The following is a 15,742-nucleotide window of genomic DNA, read 5'->3' on the forward strand; positions in this document are numbered from 1 at the left end:
CCTAGTAGCTGGATACCTCTTACTCAGCACCGGACAGGCACGGGAGCAGATGGCGACGGGCGCGCCGGCGCGTTCCAGCAGGCCTGCGGGGCGTGGGCCGGTGGTGTCTTTTCGTTCAGAGCGGAGGGTCAGGCGGCGATGGGCTTGGGCAGGCTTTCGCGCACCGCGAGGTTCTCGCGGAAGGTCCGCATGCGCTTGATGCCCTCGGTCAGGCCGTGGTCGGCGCGCATGCGGAAATAGAAAGTCAGGTTGGCTTCGTCCGGGGTCTTGAGGTGCTCGCGGCGGACCGCATCCCAGACCTCCTTCGGTGACGGCGACGGCGCCGCCAGCAGGTCGTCGAGCGAGAGCCCCGCGCTCAGGCCCCGGTGCAGGTAGTCCATCCGGCAGCGCACGACATTGAGCAGCTTCGCCGCCTGCCCCGGCCGCAGCTTGCCCTCGGCCAGCATCCGGTGCACCGACACCAGATGGGCCCGCGCCGTCTCCTCGCGCTGGGTGGCCAGCGTCTCCGGATCGGCCGACCAGGGATAATCCGAGAGCGCCCGGACCACGGCGAGCTCGGCTTCGGTCTTCTCGGCGGGCGTCGCGGTCCGGACGTTCTTGGCCAGCCACATGACGAGCGTGGAAAATCCGCCCGGGAATCCGGCGGCGAACATCCGGCAGAACAGCGCCTCGTCGGTGTCGCCGTCCGGCCGCCGGGCATGGGCCGCGCGCACCTTGTCCCACCATTCCGGTGGAATTTTCTGCTTGCGCCGGTGATGCAGCAGCCGTTCGGGCGCGATGCCGTGCTCGAGCGCGGTGAGCAGAAGGTGGAGACGGCTCTTGTCCGTGCCGAGCGACCTGGCGGCCTGCGGACAGGTGATCGTCTCGCGCGAGATCATGTCGGCGATCGCCGGCAGATGCGCGATCAGGCGGTCCTTGACCGCCTCCGGGCGGCAGCCGCCCTCGCGGGCCGCGTCCGCCTCGACAGCGGCGATCAGCGCGCGGTCGGCCTCGGTCGGGAGCGGTTTCGGCGCCCGAGTGAGCTTCCATTCCTGGCGCCGCACCCGCGGTCCGTTGCGGTAGAACTGCGACAGCGTCCCCGACACGCCCTCTTCCGTGGTGTGCAGGAGCTCGGCGACGAGTTCGCCGTTCAGCGGTCCGTTCCGCTCCTTCATCAAGGGATAAAGGTCGTCGCCGTATTCGACCCACACCTGCGTCCGCAGCACGCCCCTGTCGTGGTCGTTCTCCGGCCATTTCATCGTCAGAAGGGCGGCGACCAGCGGATGATCGACCGGCATGGTCTTCTTCGCCGGCGCCTTCCTGGCGGTCGGCATCCTCGGGGCGGTCGCCTTCGCCGATCGGGCCTCGGACTTGGCGCGGCTGCCCGCCCTCGCCGGCGCGTCGCACGCGACGTTGACGACGATCACGGCGGCGCGGGCCGCGAGCCACTTGGCGGCGGCGCGTTCGCTGCGGACCTGACGCTCGAGATGCTTGAACGGATCGACCCGGCGGATCAGCCGCGCGATCCGCGCCTCCGAGATCACCGGCAGCGCGGCGTGCCTGTCCGCGTGCGGCCGCTTCAACCCCCGATAGCGCCGCGAGGCGACCTCGTCGTCGCCCTTCTTCAGCCGTCTGAGACAGAAGTTCTCGAGCATCCGCGTCATCGACCGCGAGCCGATGCGCCGCCCGAGCCGCCTCACGCATTCGAAGACGGCGCCCCCCTGAACGGGCTTGCCGTTGACGGAGACGAACAGGAGCTCGCTCTGCCAGCCCATCTCGGCGGCGACGCGCGCCCGTTCCGCCAGATACCGTTCGACGGCGAACACCGCGGTGGGCGTCAGGTACACGGTCTGCCACTCCTTGTGGCGCCGGATGAAGACAACGTCCCGCCGCCGCCCGTCAATCACGGGCCGCCAGTCCTCCAGCAGAATGTGGCTTGCGTAGCCCGGCAGGACGTAGCAGCACGCGAGCAGCGCCACGAGCGCGCAGTTGCGGCAAGCCGAGAGATAGTCGGTGCCCCAGAATGCGGTGTGCAGCATCGCCAGCACGTCGGGCGTCTCGAGGACGACCGGTGCGCACTTACCCTGCTTGGGCGGCTTATGCGCCGATTCGAGCATCGCCCGTCTCCGGCGCCGCCGGCTGCGCGGCCGCCCGTGCCGCCGCCCTGTTCTCGCCGTCGCGGATCCTTCTCGCGGCGAGCTGACGCACCTTGGCGGCCGTGCGGCGCGCCGCCCGCTTCTTCCATTCCTCTCGGCTCGGCGGCGAGCATTTGCGCAGCGCTTCGAGCGAGAGGTCGAGACCGCGCCGGGTGGTCTTCTTGGGTTTCAGGTAAAGGAAATCGAGATGGGTGTATTCGCGGCGCAGCGTCTCCGCCGTGGTCGACATCGCGGAGGCGAGCACGTTGATGTCGAGGCCGGCATGGGTCAGGATCGAGACGCCGCTGTGCTTCAGGTCGTGGGCGCGCATCCAGTCCAGACCGGCCTTCGCCTTCACCTTGTCGAACCGGGTCTTCACGTTGGCTATTTCGTTGCCGCTTGTGTCGTGCAGCACGTTGTCCCAGCCGTGCGCGGAATCCTCGCGCTCCCACTCCTTGACCTTCTCCTTGAGCGTGCCGAGCAGATGGGCCGGCTCGGCCCTCTTGTGGGTCTTCCGCGCCCCCGACGGCTTGCGGTAGATGATGCCCTTCGCAGCGTCGATGCAGCCACCTTCGGAGCTCGTTCCCCACTTGAGCGGCAAGATCGTCTTGTCGCGTGTGCCGCTGTAGAAATAGATCAAGGCATAGCGTCCGACGACGACCAGGTCGGGATCGTAGTCCTCGATCCAGCCCGTCTCCGGATCCCATCGCCAGCCCTCGGCCGCCTTCAGCAGCCGCATCAACTGGTCCCAGGTCAGCGAAAGGCCGGACTTCCTCTTGATCTTGGAGGGGATCTCGAACGTGCGCCGGCGGTCGGGCTGCACCGTGAGCGAGGCGTAATAGTACTCGATCGCGGTCGCCAGCATGTTCAGTCGCTCGATGGCGGTGTTGTGCAGCGTCTCCCGCTTGTCCTCGTCCTCAACGTCCTCGACGAGGCCCTTGATGTATTCGTTGCCCGAGCTCCAGAGCACGTTGCCGAGCCGCTTGACCGGGAAGTGCTTGTCGAGATGCCGGCCGAAGCGCTCCCGCGCTTCGTTCAGGCTTTTCGAGGCGGAGGCGGCGTGGTCGCCGATCCACTTGTCGACGATGGGTTTGAGGTCGGTGTCCTCGCAGGCTACCTCGCCGCGGTCCTTGGCGTCGAGCTCGTCCTTGAAGTCCATGAGCTTGGCGTTGGCGGCGAGCTCGATCTGCCGCGCATCCATGCCGGCCTTCACCACGATGTGCGTGGTCTTGTCCTTGCCTGCATGCCTGATCTTGACGGTCCTGCCGACGACGACGAGACGGGGCGGATCGAACTTGCGTCCCTGCGGCTTCTTGCCGTCGGCGGCGCGACGGTCGGCCGCCGCGACGATGTTGATGACGTTCGGACCGGTTTCGCCCGGCGGCAGCTCGCCCTCCTCGCGCAGGATGCGCTGCAGCTGTCTCGCCAGTTTCGAGGCCTTCGCCATGTCGGCTCTCCTAAGCGTCGCGGCGCCGCGGCCCGTCCTGCGCGGCGAAATCGCGCGCCTTGAGGGCGTCGACGCGCTTCCAGACTTGACGCACGGCCTTCAGCTCGGCCCGCAGCGCTGCATTGCATTCGGCGCGCGAGGCGGTGGCGCGCGGCGGCGTAGGTACCGAAGACGGCGGCCCGAACAGGACGGTCGTGAGGGGTTCGCGGATCGGCCGTTTCGCGGGGGCCGCGTCGCCTTCGACGTCGTCGTTCATCGTGTCGTCTCCGTGTCGGTCCATCAGAGGCGTCCGCGGGCCGCGGCGGCCCGGACATACCGCTCGAGAGCCGCGCGCATCAGGCGCTTGCGCTCGCCCTCGGATGCCCGCGCCTTCGTCGCGATCCCGGTCGCGACGTTCTTGCCGCCGTCGACCACAACAAGATGGATGCGGCGGCCTCCTGAAGACCACACGGGGTCCGCGCCGCGTGCGGCCGGCGGCCGGCTTTTCGGGTTTTTCGTCGGCTGTCTTGATCACTGCTTCCTCATCTTTGCCTATCGTGGGACTGGGTGGTGTTGGTCGGCTATTGGCTGCTGGCCGCCATCGCAATTGTGAGATAGTTATGTCGGCCTGCCGTGACGGGACGACTGTCTCGCCTTTTGAACACGAGCGGAAATCTCGGTCGCTCCACGCATGTAGATCTTCCGTGTAGTGGTCTTGGTTGCGTGCGCGCCCGAGCCCGCAAGATCGTCGTGGGACGCTCCAGCACCAGCCGCCTCGGTGATTCCGCCAGCTTTGTTGTCCATGTTCCAAACGGACTTCGGAACACCGGCCTCGTCAGCGTAAATCCGCCACTGCTTGCCGAACTCCATATGCGTCGACCAAGGAGAGCCATCGCTGCGGCACGCGACCGGCATATCCAGCTCTACTGCGCCCAACAACTTGAGGCATCGCTCGACGAGCTCGCATTTGTCGAGCGCATGGGCGACGTATTGCGCGGTCTTTGACGTGCGCACTCGGAGGATCCTGTTCTCGTCCAGGATCATCCCCATCGTCATGCCCTTCCAGACCTTGCTCTTTCGTCGGATCTCCCCTGCCGCCAGCACGTAGTCATCCCCTGCGACTCGCCACTTTCCGACGATGTCGATCTGCCTCAGGAAACATTCGAACTGCAACGCCTGGACTAGCGCCGTTGAGACATCTCCGGCTTCGATCGCTTTGGTCACGATGGCATTCGCTTGTTCGAAGGTAATGACCGCTTCACGCGGTGGGTTCTTTGCGAACCTCATCTTGGACAATGCATTGAGCAGCCGCTCACAATGTCCGTAGAAGAGGCTGGCCTGCATCCCATAGCCGAGCAGGATCTTGACCATTTGGATGCAGCCATAAGCGCGCCGGATGCGTTCTTCGCCTTCAGGGACGGCGGGCTTCTTCCAATTGCGATAGCAGGTTCTAAAATACTTCGCAGTCAGCAGATCGATGCGGCGAAGTCCAATCGTATCCCGGATGATTTTAAGCCAGTCGCCATAGGAGCTTTGCGTGTTTTGTTGGACGTCGGCGAAGCCACTCTCAGGATCGTGCTCGTACAGAAGACACAGGCTCTCCATCGTCCCGTTGAATTCCGGCTTGAGGCGCTCCTTGTCGTCGTCCCCGTTCTCGAGCCAGCGTTCGAGGCATTCCTGCTCGCGCTGACAGATTTGCTCGATCGTCACCTTGGCGTTCGAATCGAAGAGATCGACATGAATGCGAACCGTGGAGGGACGGTAGTCCGCGAACAGCGGCCCTTCGTCTTTTGCCCAATACAGGTCCACACCATTCTTGCGCTTGACCTGCTTGAGTCCAGGGGCGTCAAGTTCGATGAGTTGACCGGCAATACGAAGGCGGGAGAATCGTTTCCGCTTCATCACGGATAAAACGAGTCGGGCCCGTCCTCAGCATAGTCCTCGTCCATGCGGGTGATGCCTTCGCGCCGATCGCAGAACTTGATGATGGCGGGCAGATAGTAAAGGCCGCGCACAGAGGGCCGCGCGGCGGGCATTCCCTGTCGCTCGAAAGTTCGCCGCACCTCGTCCCAGTGCCGTGCCTTTTCGCCGAGCATGATTTCTGCGAGCAATGCGTCATCCACATACAACGGTGTCGGAATGACAAGCCCCCGACCGAATGCGCGATAATCCAAGCCTTTTGCCATTCGCTCCTCCAGTGGACCAAATATGCCATTGAATATTCACTGGCACAATAGGTCCACAGAAGGTATCGGTGGCGAATGGTTAACGGATTCGGAGAATCGCGGTGGTCACGTCGAGAGAGCTGGCTGACATTGTCGGGGACGCCCTTGGGATCGCGCGCGAGAGCGCGCAACTTCATCTGAAGACGATCCGAGCCGCAGGCGAGATCTCGTTCAAGGGCTATGGACGCGCCGCGGCAAAGATGACGCCATTGGATGCTGCACGTCTCGTGATCGCCGCCTTGGGCAGCACATTCGCAAAAGATTCCGTAAACGTTCTAAAGCGCTTCGCAAAGCTCAAGCCGATCGGTGGACGTTCGCGTTCGACCCACGAACTTGAATCTCTCCTAATGCGGTACATTGCTATCCTTCCGCGCCCGGAGGAGATTCCTAGCCACGACATGTTTGAAGCCGTGAACGCGGATTACCTTCCAAGTCCTTACGAAGAAGGAGAAGAAGACGCGCCGTACCGCAACGAAGTCGATCCATCCCGCCGCCGACGGAGATCTGCTTCTCGGCGGCTCACCGAAGTGGCTCTCCAGCTATTGGAGCCGGTGGGCGCAGACGCCAATAAGCTGCCTTGCTACGCGATTTTCAGATCTGTCGACGAAGATGGCTCCAGCCAGGTCATCGTATGTGGACCGGATGGTGAGGAGTCCGCCCGAGGCACAGAAATTCCCGATCTCGTGAGCCGCTATTCCGACCATCGCGTCTTTCAAGTCAGAATTCTCAAGCGCAGGGCGCTGGTCCAGATAGCGGCAGCCCTCAAGGGCATTGAGGGGATCGAAGGTGTTTACGGTAACGGCTAGGGTAACACTCGGTAACGAGAGCCATGAGGCGCAGAAAAACATCAATGGAATCAATTGAAAATGGCGCGCCCGGAACGATTCGAACGTCCGACCCTCAGATTCGTAGTCTGATGCTCTATCCAGCTGAGCTACGGGCGCGTTTTTCGCTGATAGTGCGGGCTTTAGCCCACACGCAGCCCCCGGACAGCGCCGGAGGGGTGCGAAAGAGCGCTCTGACTAACCGCTCTTGTCCCGATTGGCAAGGTCCGCGATGGGGAGATTTTGCATGGAGATGACGATCTCCCCCCGGTCATTCCGGGGCTCGCGAAGTGAGAAGTGCGGAATCTCGCGCGTAAAACCTCGGGATTCCGGGTTCGGCGCTTTGCGCCGCCCCGGAATGACGGGTTCAGTCGGCCGCTGACCGACCTACGCCCTCTGCCGCTCGTTGCGGATGGAGAGGAGTTCCACGGGACGGTCGGGGATGACGATCCGGAAGGTGGCGCCGATGGTGCCTTCGACGAGGTGAATGTCGCCGCCATGGGCGCGGACGAGCTCGGCGGCGATGGCAAGGCCGAGACCGCTGCCGCCGGGACGGCCGGAGGTCTGGAACGCCTCGAACAGGTGCTCCCTGGTCTTCTGGGGCACGCCGGGGCCGGTATCGGAGACCTCCAGGATGGCGACCGCGCCCTCGCGTTTTCCCGTGATCCGGATCTGCTGCGCCCCGCCGTCGCCGGAGGCGTGGCTTTCCAGCGCCTGGGCGGCGTTGCGGACGAGATTGAGCAGCACGCGGAACAGCTGGTCGGGATCGGCATCGATCGCAAGCCCGCGCTCGATCGCGGCGACCCAGGCGATCGAGGCGTCGGAAGCAAGGCCGGCGGTCTCGCGCACCTCGAGCACCACCGGCTCGATCAGGATCATGCGGCGGTCGGGCGCGGCCTCCTGGGCGCGGCCATAGGACAGCGTCGACTGGCAGAAGGCGATGGCGCGCTCGAGCGAGCGCACGAGTTTTGGCGCAAAGCGCTGCACCCGCGGATCGGGCACGCTGGCGAGCTGGTCCGACAGGAGCTGGGCCGAAGCCAGCAGGTTGCGCAAATCGTGGTTGATCTTGGACACCGCAAGGCCAAGCGCGGCGAGCCGGCTCTTCTGATGCAGCATCGACATCAAATCGCGCTGCATGTCCGACAATTCGCGCTCGGCGACGCCGATCTCGTCGCTGCGCTGGCTCGGCACGATGATTCCCGCCGAGCTTTCCGGGTTCTCGTGGAAGCCGACCAGACTCGCGGTCAGCCGCCGCATCGGCCGCACGAAGAGATAATGAAGTGCGAGATAGACGAGGCCCGCGGTCAGCACGCCGATGATCAGCGCGACCACGACGACATTGCGGGAGAAGCGGTACATCGACTGCCGCAACGGCAATTCGTCGGTCACGATCTCCACGAACTGGGCATTGCCGACGCCGGGGCCGACGATGCGGATGGCCTGGTTGCCGGTCTCCAGCATCATCTGGAACGAGCCGGTGATCGCTTCCCACGCGGTCATGTCGCGCAGGTCGACGTCGTGCCCGATCGTAGCAGGCAGATTGTCGCTGGCGAGCAGCCGGCGCTGCTGGCCCATCTTGATGGCGACGGCGCGGGCATTGATGCTCTTCAGGATCTCGCGCGACAGCGAATCGGGGACCATGCCGAGCGGTGCGGCATCCAGCACCAGCGCCGCCGTGTTGGCGGCCGCCACGCGATCGTTGAGCCGGTTGACCCAGAAGTTGGCGATGGCGGGCACGTAGAGCAGGACGGCCGCGATCATCACCAGGGGGACGGTGAGCAGCAGCAGCTTGCCCGACAGCCCAAGCCCGGCAGGCCCACGCGGCCGCGCCGCGGGCGGGTCCTGCTGATCCGTATCCTGGATCGGCTGGAGGTCGGTCTCTGCCACGAAATTCGTCCTCGCTGATTTGCCCGGTGAACGATCTGGCGGATGGAGGATGCGGTCCGCCCCCGGCCCGGTCAAATTACGGATCGCTAATATGCCGAGGTGGGATGTAGGTGCTGAAAGGGCGAGTCGCTACCTCCAGGGTTAAAAACCCCGCACAAACAGCGATACTCACCGGAATCGTGCGCTTGTGCGGCGTTGACGAAAACAAGACGCTCCCTTATAAGCCGCGCGAATTGTCCGCGATGAACCCGGTGTGACGCCGGGAGCGGCTCTCTTGGGGCCGAAAAGGGCCCGTTTTGGGCCGAATCTTCCGGACTTTACCATCAATTCTACAGGCAAATTGCCCGGTCAGCGGAGAAAAACCCGTGAAGCGGACTTATCAACCCAGCAAACTGGTGCGCAAGCGCCGTCACGGCTTCCGTGCCCGCCTCGCCACTGCCGGCGGCCGCAAGGTTCTCGCCGCCCGCCGCGCCCGCGGCCGCAAGCGTCTGAGCGCCTGAGCCGGACCCCCTTTTTGGGATTTCATCATGGATCGGCTGAGGCAGCGGGCGGATTTCCTCGCCGTTGCCAATGGCGCGCGGGTGAATAGTCCCGCGTTTGTCCTGCAAAGCCGACGCCGCGACGATCTTGGCCCGATCCGGATCGGTTTCACCGTCACCAAAAAGAACGGCAACGCCCCCGAGCGCAATCGCATCAGGCGCCGGCTTCGCGAATTGGTGAAGCGGCTCGATCCGGTGTCGATGCAGCCCCATCATGACTATGTACTGGTCGGCCGGAGGGACGCGCTCTCGCGCGACTTCGCCACCATGCTCGACGATCTGCGCATAGCGTTCACGAAGCCCGCGCGGCATACGGCCAGGGGATCGGACAAGGGACCTGCGAAGGGGCGCGGCGAAAAGCCGGGCACTGCCCCTGCCAGCCGCAAACCGGATTGATGACGAGACATTAGAGATGACCGACAATCGCAATACCATCCTCGCCGTCATTCTGTCGGGCCTCGTCCTGATCGCCTGGCAATATTTCTACAACGTGCCGCAGATGGAGAAGCAGCGCGCCCAGCAGCAGGCGCAGGCCGAGCTCCAAAAGACCACGCCGCAGCCGACCGCGTCGGCAACGCCAGGCGCCGCACCGCAAGCCGGCGGGGCCGCGCAGCCGTCGACGCCGGCCGCGAGCCAGCAGGGCCAGCCGGTCGTTGCCCGCGACACCGCGATCGCGGCCAGCCCGCGCGTGAAGATCGACACGCCGCGGCTGACCGGCAGCGTTTCGCTGAAGGGCGGACGCATCGACGACCTCGCGCTGGTGCAGTACCGCGAGACGGTCGACCCGAAGTCGCCGGCGATCGTGCTCTATTCGCCCTCGGGCACGGCAGAACCCTATTACGCCGAGTTCGGCTGGGTGGCCGCAACGGGCGTGACGGCAAAGATGCCGGACGCGCAGACCCTCTGGCAGCAGGACGGCAGCGGCAGCCTGACGCCGACCACGCCGGTGGTGCTGAAATGGGACAATGGCGACGGCCTCACCTTCCGCCGCACCATTGCGGTCGACGACCATTATCTCTTCACCGTCAAGGACGAGGTGAGCAATGTCGGCAATTCGCCGGTCACGCTCTATCCGTTCGCGCTGATCTCGCGCCACGGCGCGCCGCAGGTCTCGGGCTACTACATCCTGCATGAGGGCCTGATCGGCTATCTCGGTGACCAGGGCCTGCAGGAATACGCCTACAAGAAGATCGACGAAAGCAAGCAGGTGAACTTCAAGGTCACCAATGGCTGGCTCGGCATCACCGACAAGTACTGGGCCTCGGCGCTGCTGCCCGATACCAATGCGCAGTTGCAGGCGCGCTTCTCGTCGAACCCATCCGGCAACCTCCACACCTACCAGACCGACTATCTGCTCGACCCCGTCACCGTCGCGATCGGCGGCACCGCGACCGCGAACGCGCGGCTGTTCGCCGGCGCCAAGGAAGCCGGCGTGGTCGGCGTGTTCCCGTTCGCCGGCCTCGGCGGCTACAACAAGGAGCTCGGGCTGAACCATTTCGATCTGATGATCGACTGGGGCTGGTTCTACTTCATCACCAAGCCGATGTTCCTCGGCCTCGACTTCTTCTACCGCTTCTTCGGCAATTTCGGCATCTCGATCCTGCTCGTGACCGTGATCGTGAAGCTGTTGTTCTTCCCGCTGGCGAACAAGTCCTACGCCTCGATGGCGAAGATGAAGTCGATCCAGCCGCAGCTTCAGGCGCTCAAGGAGCGCTATCCCGACGACAAGGTGAAGCAGCAGCAGGAGATGATGGAGATCTACCGCAAGGAGAAGATCAATCCGGTCGCCGGCTGTCTTCCCGTGGTGATCCAGATCCCGGTGTTCTTCTCGCTCTACAAGGTGCTGTTCGTCACCATCGAGATGCGGCACGCGCCGTTCTACGGCTGGATCAAGGACCTCTCCGCGCCGGATCCGACCAATCTGTTCAACCTGTTCGGGTTGATCCCGTTCGATCCGACCACGATTCCGGTGTTCGGCCACTATCTCGCGCTCGGCATCTGGCCGATCATCATGGGCATCACGATGTGGTTCCAGATGAAGCTGAACCCGACGCCGCCGGATCCGACGCAGCAGATCATCTTCAACTGGATGCCGCTGATCTTCACCTTCATGCTGGCGGGCTTCCCGGCGGGCCTCGTGATCTACTGGGCCTGGAACAATTTGCTCTCGGTGATCCAGCAGAGCTTCATCATGCGCCGCAACGGCGTGAAGGTGGAGTTATTCGATAATCTCAAGGCGACGTTCGCGAAGAAGGCGACGTAAGACCCACTCCGTCATTCCGGGGCGATGCGAAGCATCGAACCCGGAATCTCGAGATTCCGGGTCTGGTCCTGCGGACCATCCCGGAATGACGGTGCAAGCAAAGAGCTTCGCATGACCGACGACAAAGATGCGAAGCTGATCGAGGCCGGGCGAAAGCTGTTCGCGCGCGACTGGCAGTTCATCTGGGCCTCGCCTTCGATCCAGACGCTGCCGCCGATGGAGGGGCTCGAGATCGCCTTTGCCGGCCGCTCCAATGTCGGCAAGTCCAGCCTGATCAACGCGCTCACGGGACGCAACGCGCTGGCGCGCACCTCGCATACGCCGGGCCGCACCCAGGAGCTGATCTTCTTCGAGGTGCCCGGGAAAAAGGACCTGCGCCTCGTCGACATGCCCGGCTATGGCTATGCCAAGGCGCCGAAGAGCCAGGTCGCGTCCTGGACCGAGCTGATCCACACATTCCTGCTGGGCCGTGCCTCGCTCGCACGCGTCTACGTGCTGATCGACGCGCGCCATGGCCTCAAGGACGTCGATCTCGAGATCCTGAAGACGCTCGACCGCTCCGCCGTCAGCTACCAGATCGTGCTGACCAAGGCCGACCAGGTGAAGGCCTCCGAGCTGCAATCGCGCATCGCCGAGACCGAGGCGGCATTGGCAAAACATCCGGCCGCGTTCCCGAACGTGCTCGCGACCTCGTCGCGCAGCGCGACCGGCATGGAGAGCTTGCGCGCCGCGATGGCGAAGCTGCTGGAAGAGCGGAGCTCGTGATCATGGCGCACCGCCTCCTGATTGGGCTTGCCGGCTTGATGGGCGCCGCCGGCGTCGCGCTCGCCGCAGCCTCCGCCCACGGCGCGGACGCAAGTCGCCTTGCCTCCGCCAGCGCCATGCTGCTGTTTCATGCAACTGCCATACTTGCGGTGATGGGATTGCTGACGCGCGGCCTTCTGCACGGCGGAATTGGGCTCGTTGCGGCATGCGGCTTCGTGATCGGTGCCGCGCTGTTCGCGGGCGACCTGAGTTTGCGGCAGTTTGCCGGCCATTCGCTGTTTCCCATGGCGGCACCGACCGGCGGGACGGTGATGATTGCGAGCTGGCTGGCGGTGACGCTGGCGGCGGTGGTGGCCAAACGCTGACCCCGTAGCCCGGATGGAGCGAAGCGCAATCCGGGGTTCTTACCGCAGACACCGGCCCCGGATTTCGCTTCGCTCCATCCGGGCTACAAGGCGTCGGGCTACGGCGGCATGCCAGCCACACTTTGCGCCCCGCCCGCCAATCAGATAGAACGCGCACCGACCGACCCGCCAGCGAGACCGTGACATGACCGACATCTCCCCGCTCGACCAGGCCCGCATCCTGTCCGAAGCGCTGCCGCACATGCAGCAGTATGACGAGGAAACCATCGTCATCAAATATGGCGGTCATGCCATGGGCGACGAGGAGACCGCGAAGAACTTTGCCCGCGACATCGTGCTGCTGGAGCAGACCGCAATCAACCCGGTGGTGGTGCATGGCGGCGGGCCGCAGATCGCGACCATGCTCAAGCGCCTCGGCATCGTCTCGGAATTCGCCGCTGGCCTTCGCATCACCGACGCTGCGACCATCGAGATCGTCGAGATGGTGCTCGCCGGCTCCGTCAACAAGCAGATCGTCGGCTACATCAACGAGGCCGGCGGCAAGGCCGTGGGCCTGTCCGGCAAGGACGGCAACATGGTGAAGGCGACGAAGACGACGCGCACCATCGTCGATCCGGACTCGCATATCGAGAAGGCGGTCGATCTCGGCTTCGTCGGCGACCCCGAAAAGGTCGACCTCACCCTGCTCAACCAGTTGATCGGCTACGAGCTGATCCCGGTGCTGGCGCCGCTCGCAACCTCGAAAGAGGGCCAGACGCTGAATATCAACGCCGACACCTTTGCCGGCGCGGTCGCGGGCGCACTGAAGGCAAAACGCCTGCTGCTGCTCACCGACGTGCCCGGCGTGCTCGACAAGTCGAAGAAGCTGATCCCGCAGCTTTCGGTGAAGGACGCGCGAAAGCTGATCGCCGACGGCACCATCTCCGGCGGCATGATCCCGAAGGTCGAGACCTGCATCTACGCGCTCGAGCAGGGCGTCGAGGGCGTCGTCATCATCGACGGCAAGATGCAGCACGCGGTGCTGCTCGAGCTCTTCACCAACCAGGGCACGGGGACGCTGATCCACAAGTGAAGTGCGAACGCGAGCAGCGGAAGAAGGCGGTCATGCCCGGACTTGACCCGGGCATCCACGGCTCTCGCCTTGCTCAGTCATTCCGGGGCGCCCAAAGGGCGAAATACGGTGCGCAATTGCGCACCGGAGAATCTCGAGATTCCGGGTCTGGTCCTTCGGACCATCCCGGAATGACGAGGGTGAAACACCGCCGCTCGCCCCTCACCCGCTTCCTGATGGCGCTGCCGGCGGCCGCCGTCTCGTTCTTCTTTTCCTCCGCCCCCGCTTTCGCCGATCTCAAGATCTGCAACCGCATGTCCTATGTCGTGGAGGCCGCGATCGGCATCGACGACAAGGCGGCGACCGCAACGCGCGGCTGGTTCAGGATCGATCCCGCCACCTGCCGCGTGGTGGTGCAGGGCACGCTGACCGCCGACCGCATCCTGCTGAATGCCCGCGCGCTCGGCATCTATGGCGCCTCCCCGATCCCGCAGAACGGCCGCGACATGCTGTGCGTGGCGCAGGACAATTTCGTCATCGCCGCGGCGCGACAGTGCCGCAGCGGTCAGACGCAGGTGCCCTTCACGCAGGTGACGCCGACGCAAGGCGACGACGGCAATCTGGTCACCTATCTTGCCGAGGATTCCGAATATGACGACGAGCAGGCGCGGCTCGCCGGCATCCAGCGGCTCCTGGTGATCATCGGCTACGACGTCGGCGCGATCGATGGCGTCGACGGGCCGAAGACGCAAGCAGCCCTTGCTGCGTTCCTGAAGAGCCGCGGACTGTCCTCCGACGCGGCGTCGTCGCAAAATTTCTTCAAGACCATGGTCGATGCGACGCAGACGCCGTCGGCAAGCGGCCTGACCTGGTGCAACGACACGCCGCACAAGGTGATGGCGGCGATCGCCACCGACGACGGCAAGTCCGTGACCAGCCGCGGCTGGTACCGCATCGATCCCGGCAAGTGCCTGCATCCTGATGTAACCGGCCAGCCGAAGCAGATCTTCAGCTTCGCCGAAGCGGTCGATGCCGACAACCGCGCGATCAAGCTGAAGGACAAGCCGCTGAACTGGGGCGGCGAGAAGCAGCTCTGCACGCGCGAGACCAAGTTCGAGACCGTTGAGCAGACCGATTGCGCCGCGCGCGGCTTTGCGGCGGCGGGCTTCGGCGCGGTGGATATGAGCAGTGGCGGCAAGACGCTGCGGTTTGCGGTGCCGTGACTTTTGATGTGAAGACGCCGTCACACCTTCCGCTGTCGTCCTGGCGAAAGCCAGGACCCATTGCCCCGGGATTGGGTTTGGCGAAGAACGACAACCAGAGTGCCCCACTGATGCGACACGGCGTATGGGTCCTGGCTTTCGCCAGGACGACGATCGAGGGCGGGGCCGCTGCCTCGGTCAACGGATAGAGATTTGTGATGGACAACCAACCCCGCGCCTTCACCCACATCGACACCTGGGTGTTCGACCTCGACAACACGCTGTATCCGCATCACGTCAATCTGTGGCAGCAGGTCGATGCTAGAATCGGCGAGTTCGTGTGCAACTGGCTGAACGTGACTCCGGCAGAGGCCCGCAATATCCAGAAAGACTATTACCGCCGCTTCGGCACCACCATGCGCGGCATGATGACCCTGCATGGCGTCCGCGCCGACGACTACCTCGCTTACGTCCACAAGATCGACCACTCGCCGCTGGAGCCGAACCCGGCGCTCGGCGCGGCCATCGCCAAGCTGCCGGGACGAAAACTGATCCTGACCAACGGCTCGGTCGACCATGTCGATGCGGTGCTGGCGCGGCTCGGCTTCGCCAGCCATTTCGACGGCGTGTTCGACATCATCGCCGCCGACTTCGAGCCGAAGCCGGCGGAGCAGACCTACCGGAAATTCCTCGTGGACCATGCGGTCGATCCGACCCGCGCGGCGATGTTCGAGGACCTCGCCCGCAACCTCACCGTCCCGCACGCGCTCGGCATGACCACCGTGCTGGTGGTGCCGGATGGCACCAAGGAAGTGGTGCGCGAGGATTGGGAGTTGGAGGGCCGGGACGCGGCCCATGTCGACCATGTCACGGACGATCTGGCGGGGTTTTTGGCGAAGTTGTCGCCCAAATAACCACTGTCGTCCCGGGCAAGCGTCAGCGCAGACCCGGGACCCATAACCACAGGACGTGGCTGTAGCGCCGGATTGGCAACTCCGAGTCTTCGCCACATCCCTCCCTGTGGTTATGGGTCCCGGATCGGCGCGCGCTCTTGGCGCGCTTGTCCGGGACGACAGCGGAG

General features: G+C 64.5%; 16 protein-coding genes and 1 tRNA gene. 9 read left to right on the forward strand and 8 right to left on the reverse strand.

Going from position 1 to position 15,742, the window contains the following annotated elements; translation table 11 throughout:
• Positions 1-128: 128 nt before the first annotated feature.
• The 6 genes from JQ592_RS33865 to JQ592_RS33890 all read right to left on the reverse strand — a co-directional run bounded on the left by JQ592_RS33865 (position 129) and on the right by JQ592_RS33890 (position 5,726).
• A complete protein-coding gene (locus JQ592_RS33865) occupies positions 129-2,096 on the reverse strand; it encodes a hypothetical protein (RefSeq protein ID WP_211407053.1) in 1,968 nt (655 codons plus the stop codon).
• Positions 2,077-3,561 (reverse strand): hypothetical protein, encoded by a 1,485-nt coding sequence (locus JQ592_RS33870; protein ID WP_211407054.1) that lies wholly within the window; start codon positions 3,559-3,561, stop codon positions 2,077-2,079. The genes JQ592_RS33865 and JQ592_RS33870 overlap by 20 nt, the downstream gene beginning before the upstream one ends.
• A gap of 10 nt (positions 3,562-3,571) precedes the next feature.
• Positions 3,572-3,817: a hypothetical protein gene (locus tag JQ592_RS33875; protein ID WP_211407055.1), complete on the reverse strand. Its 246-nt coding sequence runs from the start codon at positions 3,815-3,817 to the stop codon at positions 3,572-3,574.
• Positions 3,818-3,840: 23 nt separating this feature from the next.
• Entirely contained in the window at positions 3,841-4,011 is a 171-nt protein-coding gene (locus JQ592_RS33880; RefSeq protein ID WP_211407056.1) for a hypothetical protein, read from the reverse strand.
• 147 nt (positions 4,012-4,158) lie between these two features.
• Positions 4,159-5,442 (reverse strand): hypothetical protein, encoded by a 1,284-nt coding sequence (locus tag JQ592_RS33885; protein WP_211407057.1) that lies wholly within the window; start codon positions 5,440-5,442, stop codon positions 4,159-4,161.
• Positions 5,442-5,726: a hypothetical protein gene (locus tag JQ592_RS33890; protein ID WP_211407058.1), complete on the reverse strand. Its 285-nt coding sequence runs from the start codon at positions 5,724-5,726 to the stop codon at positions 5,442-5,444. The genes JQ592_RS33885 and JQ592_RS33890 overlap by 1 nt, the downstream gene beginning before the upstream one ends.
• A 101-nt stretch (positions 5,727-5,827) precedes the next feature.
• On the opposite strand from JQ592_RS33890, the gene JQ592_RS33895 reads away from it, so the two are divergent.
• On the forward strand, positions 5,828-6,571 hold the full coding sequence (locus tag JQ592_RS33895; protein WP_211407059.1) for a hypothetical protein: 744 nt from the start codon (positions 5,828-5,830) through the stop codon (positions 6,569-6,571).
• 61 nt (positions 6,572-6,632) lie between these two features.
• Here JQ592_RS33895 and JQ592_RS33900 read toward each other — a convergent pair.
• A tRNA-Arg gene (locus tag JQ592_RS33900) sits at positions 6,633-6,709 on the reverse strand.
• Between the two features lie 267 nt (positions 6,710-6,976).
• Positions 6,977-8,476 (reverse strand): ATP-binding protein, encoded by a 1,500-nt coding sequence (locus JQ592_RS33905; RefSeq protein WP_211407060.1) that lies wholly within the window; start codon positions 8,474-8,476, stop codon positions 6,977-6,979.
• 365 nt (positions 8,477-8,841) lie between these two features.
• Between JQ592_RS33905 and rpmH the strand changes: the two genes are divergently transcribed.
• From rpmH to JQ592_RS33945, 8 genes are all read left to right on the forward strand, one after another.
• Positions 8,842-8,976 (forward strand): 50S ribosomal protein L34, encoded by a 135-nt coding sequence (gene rpmH, locus JQ592_RS33910; RefSeq protein WP_008542748.1) that lies wholly within the window; start codon positions 8,842-8,844, stop codon positions 8,974-8,976.
• Positions 8,977-9,003: 27 nt separating this feature from the next.
• Positions 9,004-9,411: a ribonuclease P protein component gene (rnpA, locus tag JQ592_RS33915; RefSeq protein WP_211407061.1), complete on the forward strand. Its 408-nt coding sequence runs from the start codon at positions 9,004-9,006 to the stop codon at positions 9,409-9,411.
• Positions 9,412-9,427: 16 nt separating this feature from the next.
• Entirely contained in the window at positions 9,428-11,278 is a 1,851-nt protein-coding gene (gene yidC, locus JQ592_RS33920) for a membrane protein insertase YidC (RefSeq protein WP_211407062.1), read from the forward strand.
• 111 nt (positions 11,279-11,389) lie between these two features.
• Entirely contained in the window at positions 11,390-12,043 is a 654-nt protein-coding gene (yihA, locus tag JQ592_RS33925; RefSeq protein ID WP_211407063.1) for a ribosome biogenesis GTP-binding protein YihA/YsxC, read from the forward strand.
• Positions 12,044-12,045: 2 nt separating this feature from the next.
• Positions 12,046-12,408, forward strand: coding sequence for a DUF423 domain-containing protein (locus JQ592_RS33930; protein WP_211407064.1), 363 nt, complete (start codon positions 12,046-12,048; stop codon positions 12,406-12,408).
• Between the two features lie 184 nt (positions 12,409-12,592).
• The gene (argB, locus tag JQ592_RS33935; protein ID WP_130363552.1) at positions 12,593-13,480 is read left to right on the forward strand and encodes an acetylglutamate kinase; all 888 of its coding nucleotides are present in this window, start codon (positions 12,593-12,595) and stop codon (positions 13,478-13,480) included.
• Between the two features lie 215 nt (positions 13,481-13,695).
• Positions 13,696-14,682, forward strand: coding sequence for a DUF1036 domain-containing protein (locus JQ592_RS33940; protein ID WP_211407093.1), 987 nt, complete (start codon positions 13,696-13,698; stop codon positions 14,680-14,682).
• Between the two features lie 197 nt (positions 14,683-14,879).
• Complete coding sequence (locus JQ592_RS33945) at positions 14,880-15,575, forward strand: pyrimidine 5'-nucleotidase (protein ID WP_211407065.1); 696 nt, start codon at positions 14,880-14,882, stop codon at positions 15,573-15,575.
• Positions 15,576-15,742: the final 167 nt, after the last annotated feature.

Origin of the sequence: Bradyrhizobium iriomotense (assembly GCF_018129405.1) — a bacterium.
GTDB classification, from domain to species: domain Bacteria; phylum Pseudomonadota; class Alphaproteobacteria; order Rhizobiales; family Xanthobacteraceae; genus Bradyrhizobium; species Bradyrhizobium iriomotense_B.

Bases quoted from the DNA above. Each gene is read 5' to 3' on its own strand.
- JQ592_RS33865 (WP_211407053.1), bottom strand. From the start codon at position 2,096: ATGCTCGAATCGGCGCATAAGCCGCCCAAGCAGGGTAAGTGCGCACCG.
- JQ592_RS33870 (WP_211407054.1), bottom strand. From the start codon at position 3,561: ATGGCGAAGGCCTCGAAACTGGCGAGACAGCTGCAGCGCATCCTGCGC.
- JQ592_RS33875 (WP_211407055.1), bottom strand. From the start codon at position 3,817: ATGAACGACGACGTCGAAGGCGACGCGGCCCCCGCGAAACGGCCGATC.
- JQ592_RS33885 (WP_211407057.1), bottom strand. From the start codon at position 5,442: ATGAAGCGGAAACGATTCTCCCGCCTTCGTATTGCCGGTCAACTCATC.
- JQ592_RS33890 (WP_211407058.1), bottom strand. From the start codon at position 5,726: ATGGCAAAAGGCTTGGATTATCGCGCATTCGGTCGGGGGCTTGTCATT.
- rnpA (WP_211407061.1), top strand. From the start codon at position 9,004: ATGGATCGGCTGAGGCAGCGGGCGGATTTCCTCGCCGTTGCCAATGGC.
- yidC (WP_211407062.1), top strand. From the start codon at position 9,428: ATGACCGACAATCGCAATACCATCCTCGCCGTCATTCTGTCGGGCCTC.
- yihA (WP_211407063.1), top strand. From the start codon at position 11,390: ATGACCGACGACAAAGATGCGAAGCTGATCGAGGCCGGGCGAAAGCTG.
- JQ592_RS33930 (WP_211407064.1), top strand. From the start codon at position 12,046: ATGGCGCACCGCCTCCTGATTGGGCTTGCCGGCTTGATGGGCGCCGCC.
- argB (WP_130363552.1), top strand. From the start codon at position 12,593: ATGACCGACATCTCCCCGCTCGACCAGGCCCGCATCCTGTCCGAAGCG.
- JQ592_RS33940 (WP_211407093.1), top strand. From the start codon at position 13,696: ATGGCGCTGCCGGCGGCCGCCGTCTCGTTCTTCTTTTCCTCCGCCCCC.
- JQ592_RS33945 (WP_211407065.1), top strand. From the start codon at position 14,880: ATGGACAACCAACCCCGCGCCTTCACCCACATCGACACCTGGGTGTTC.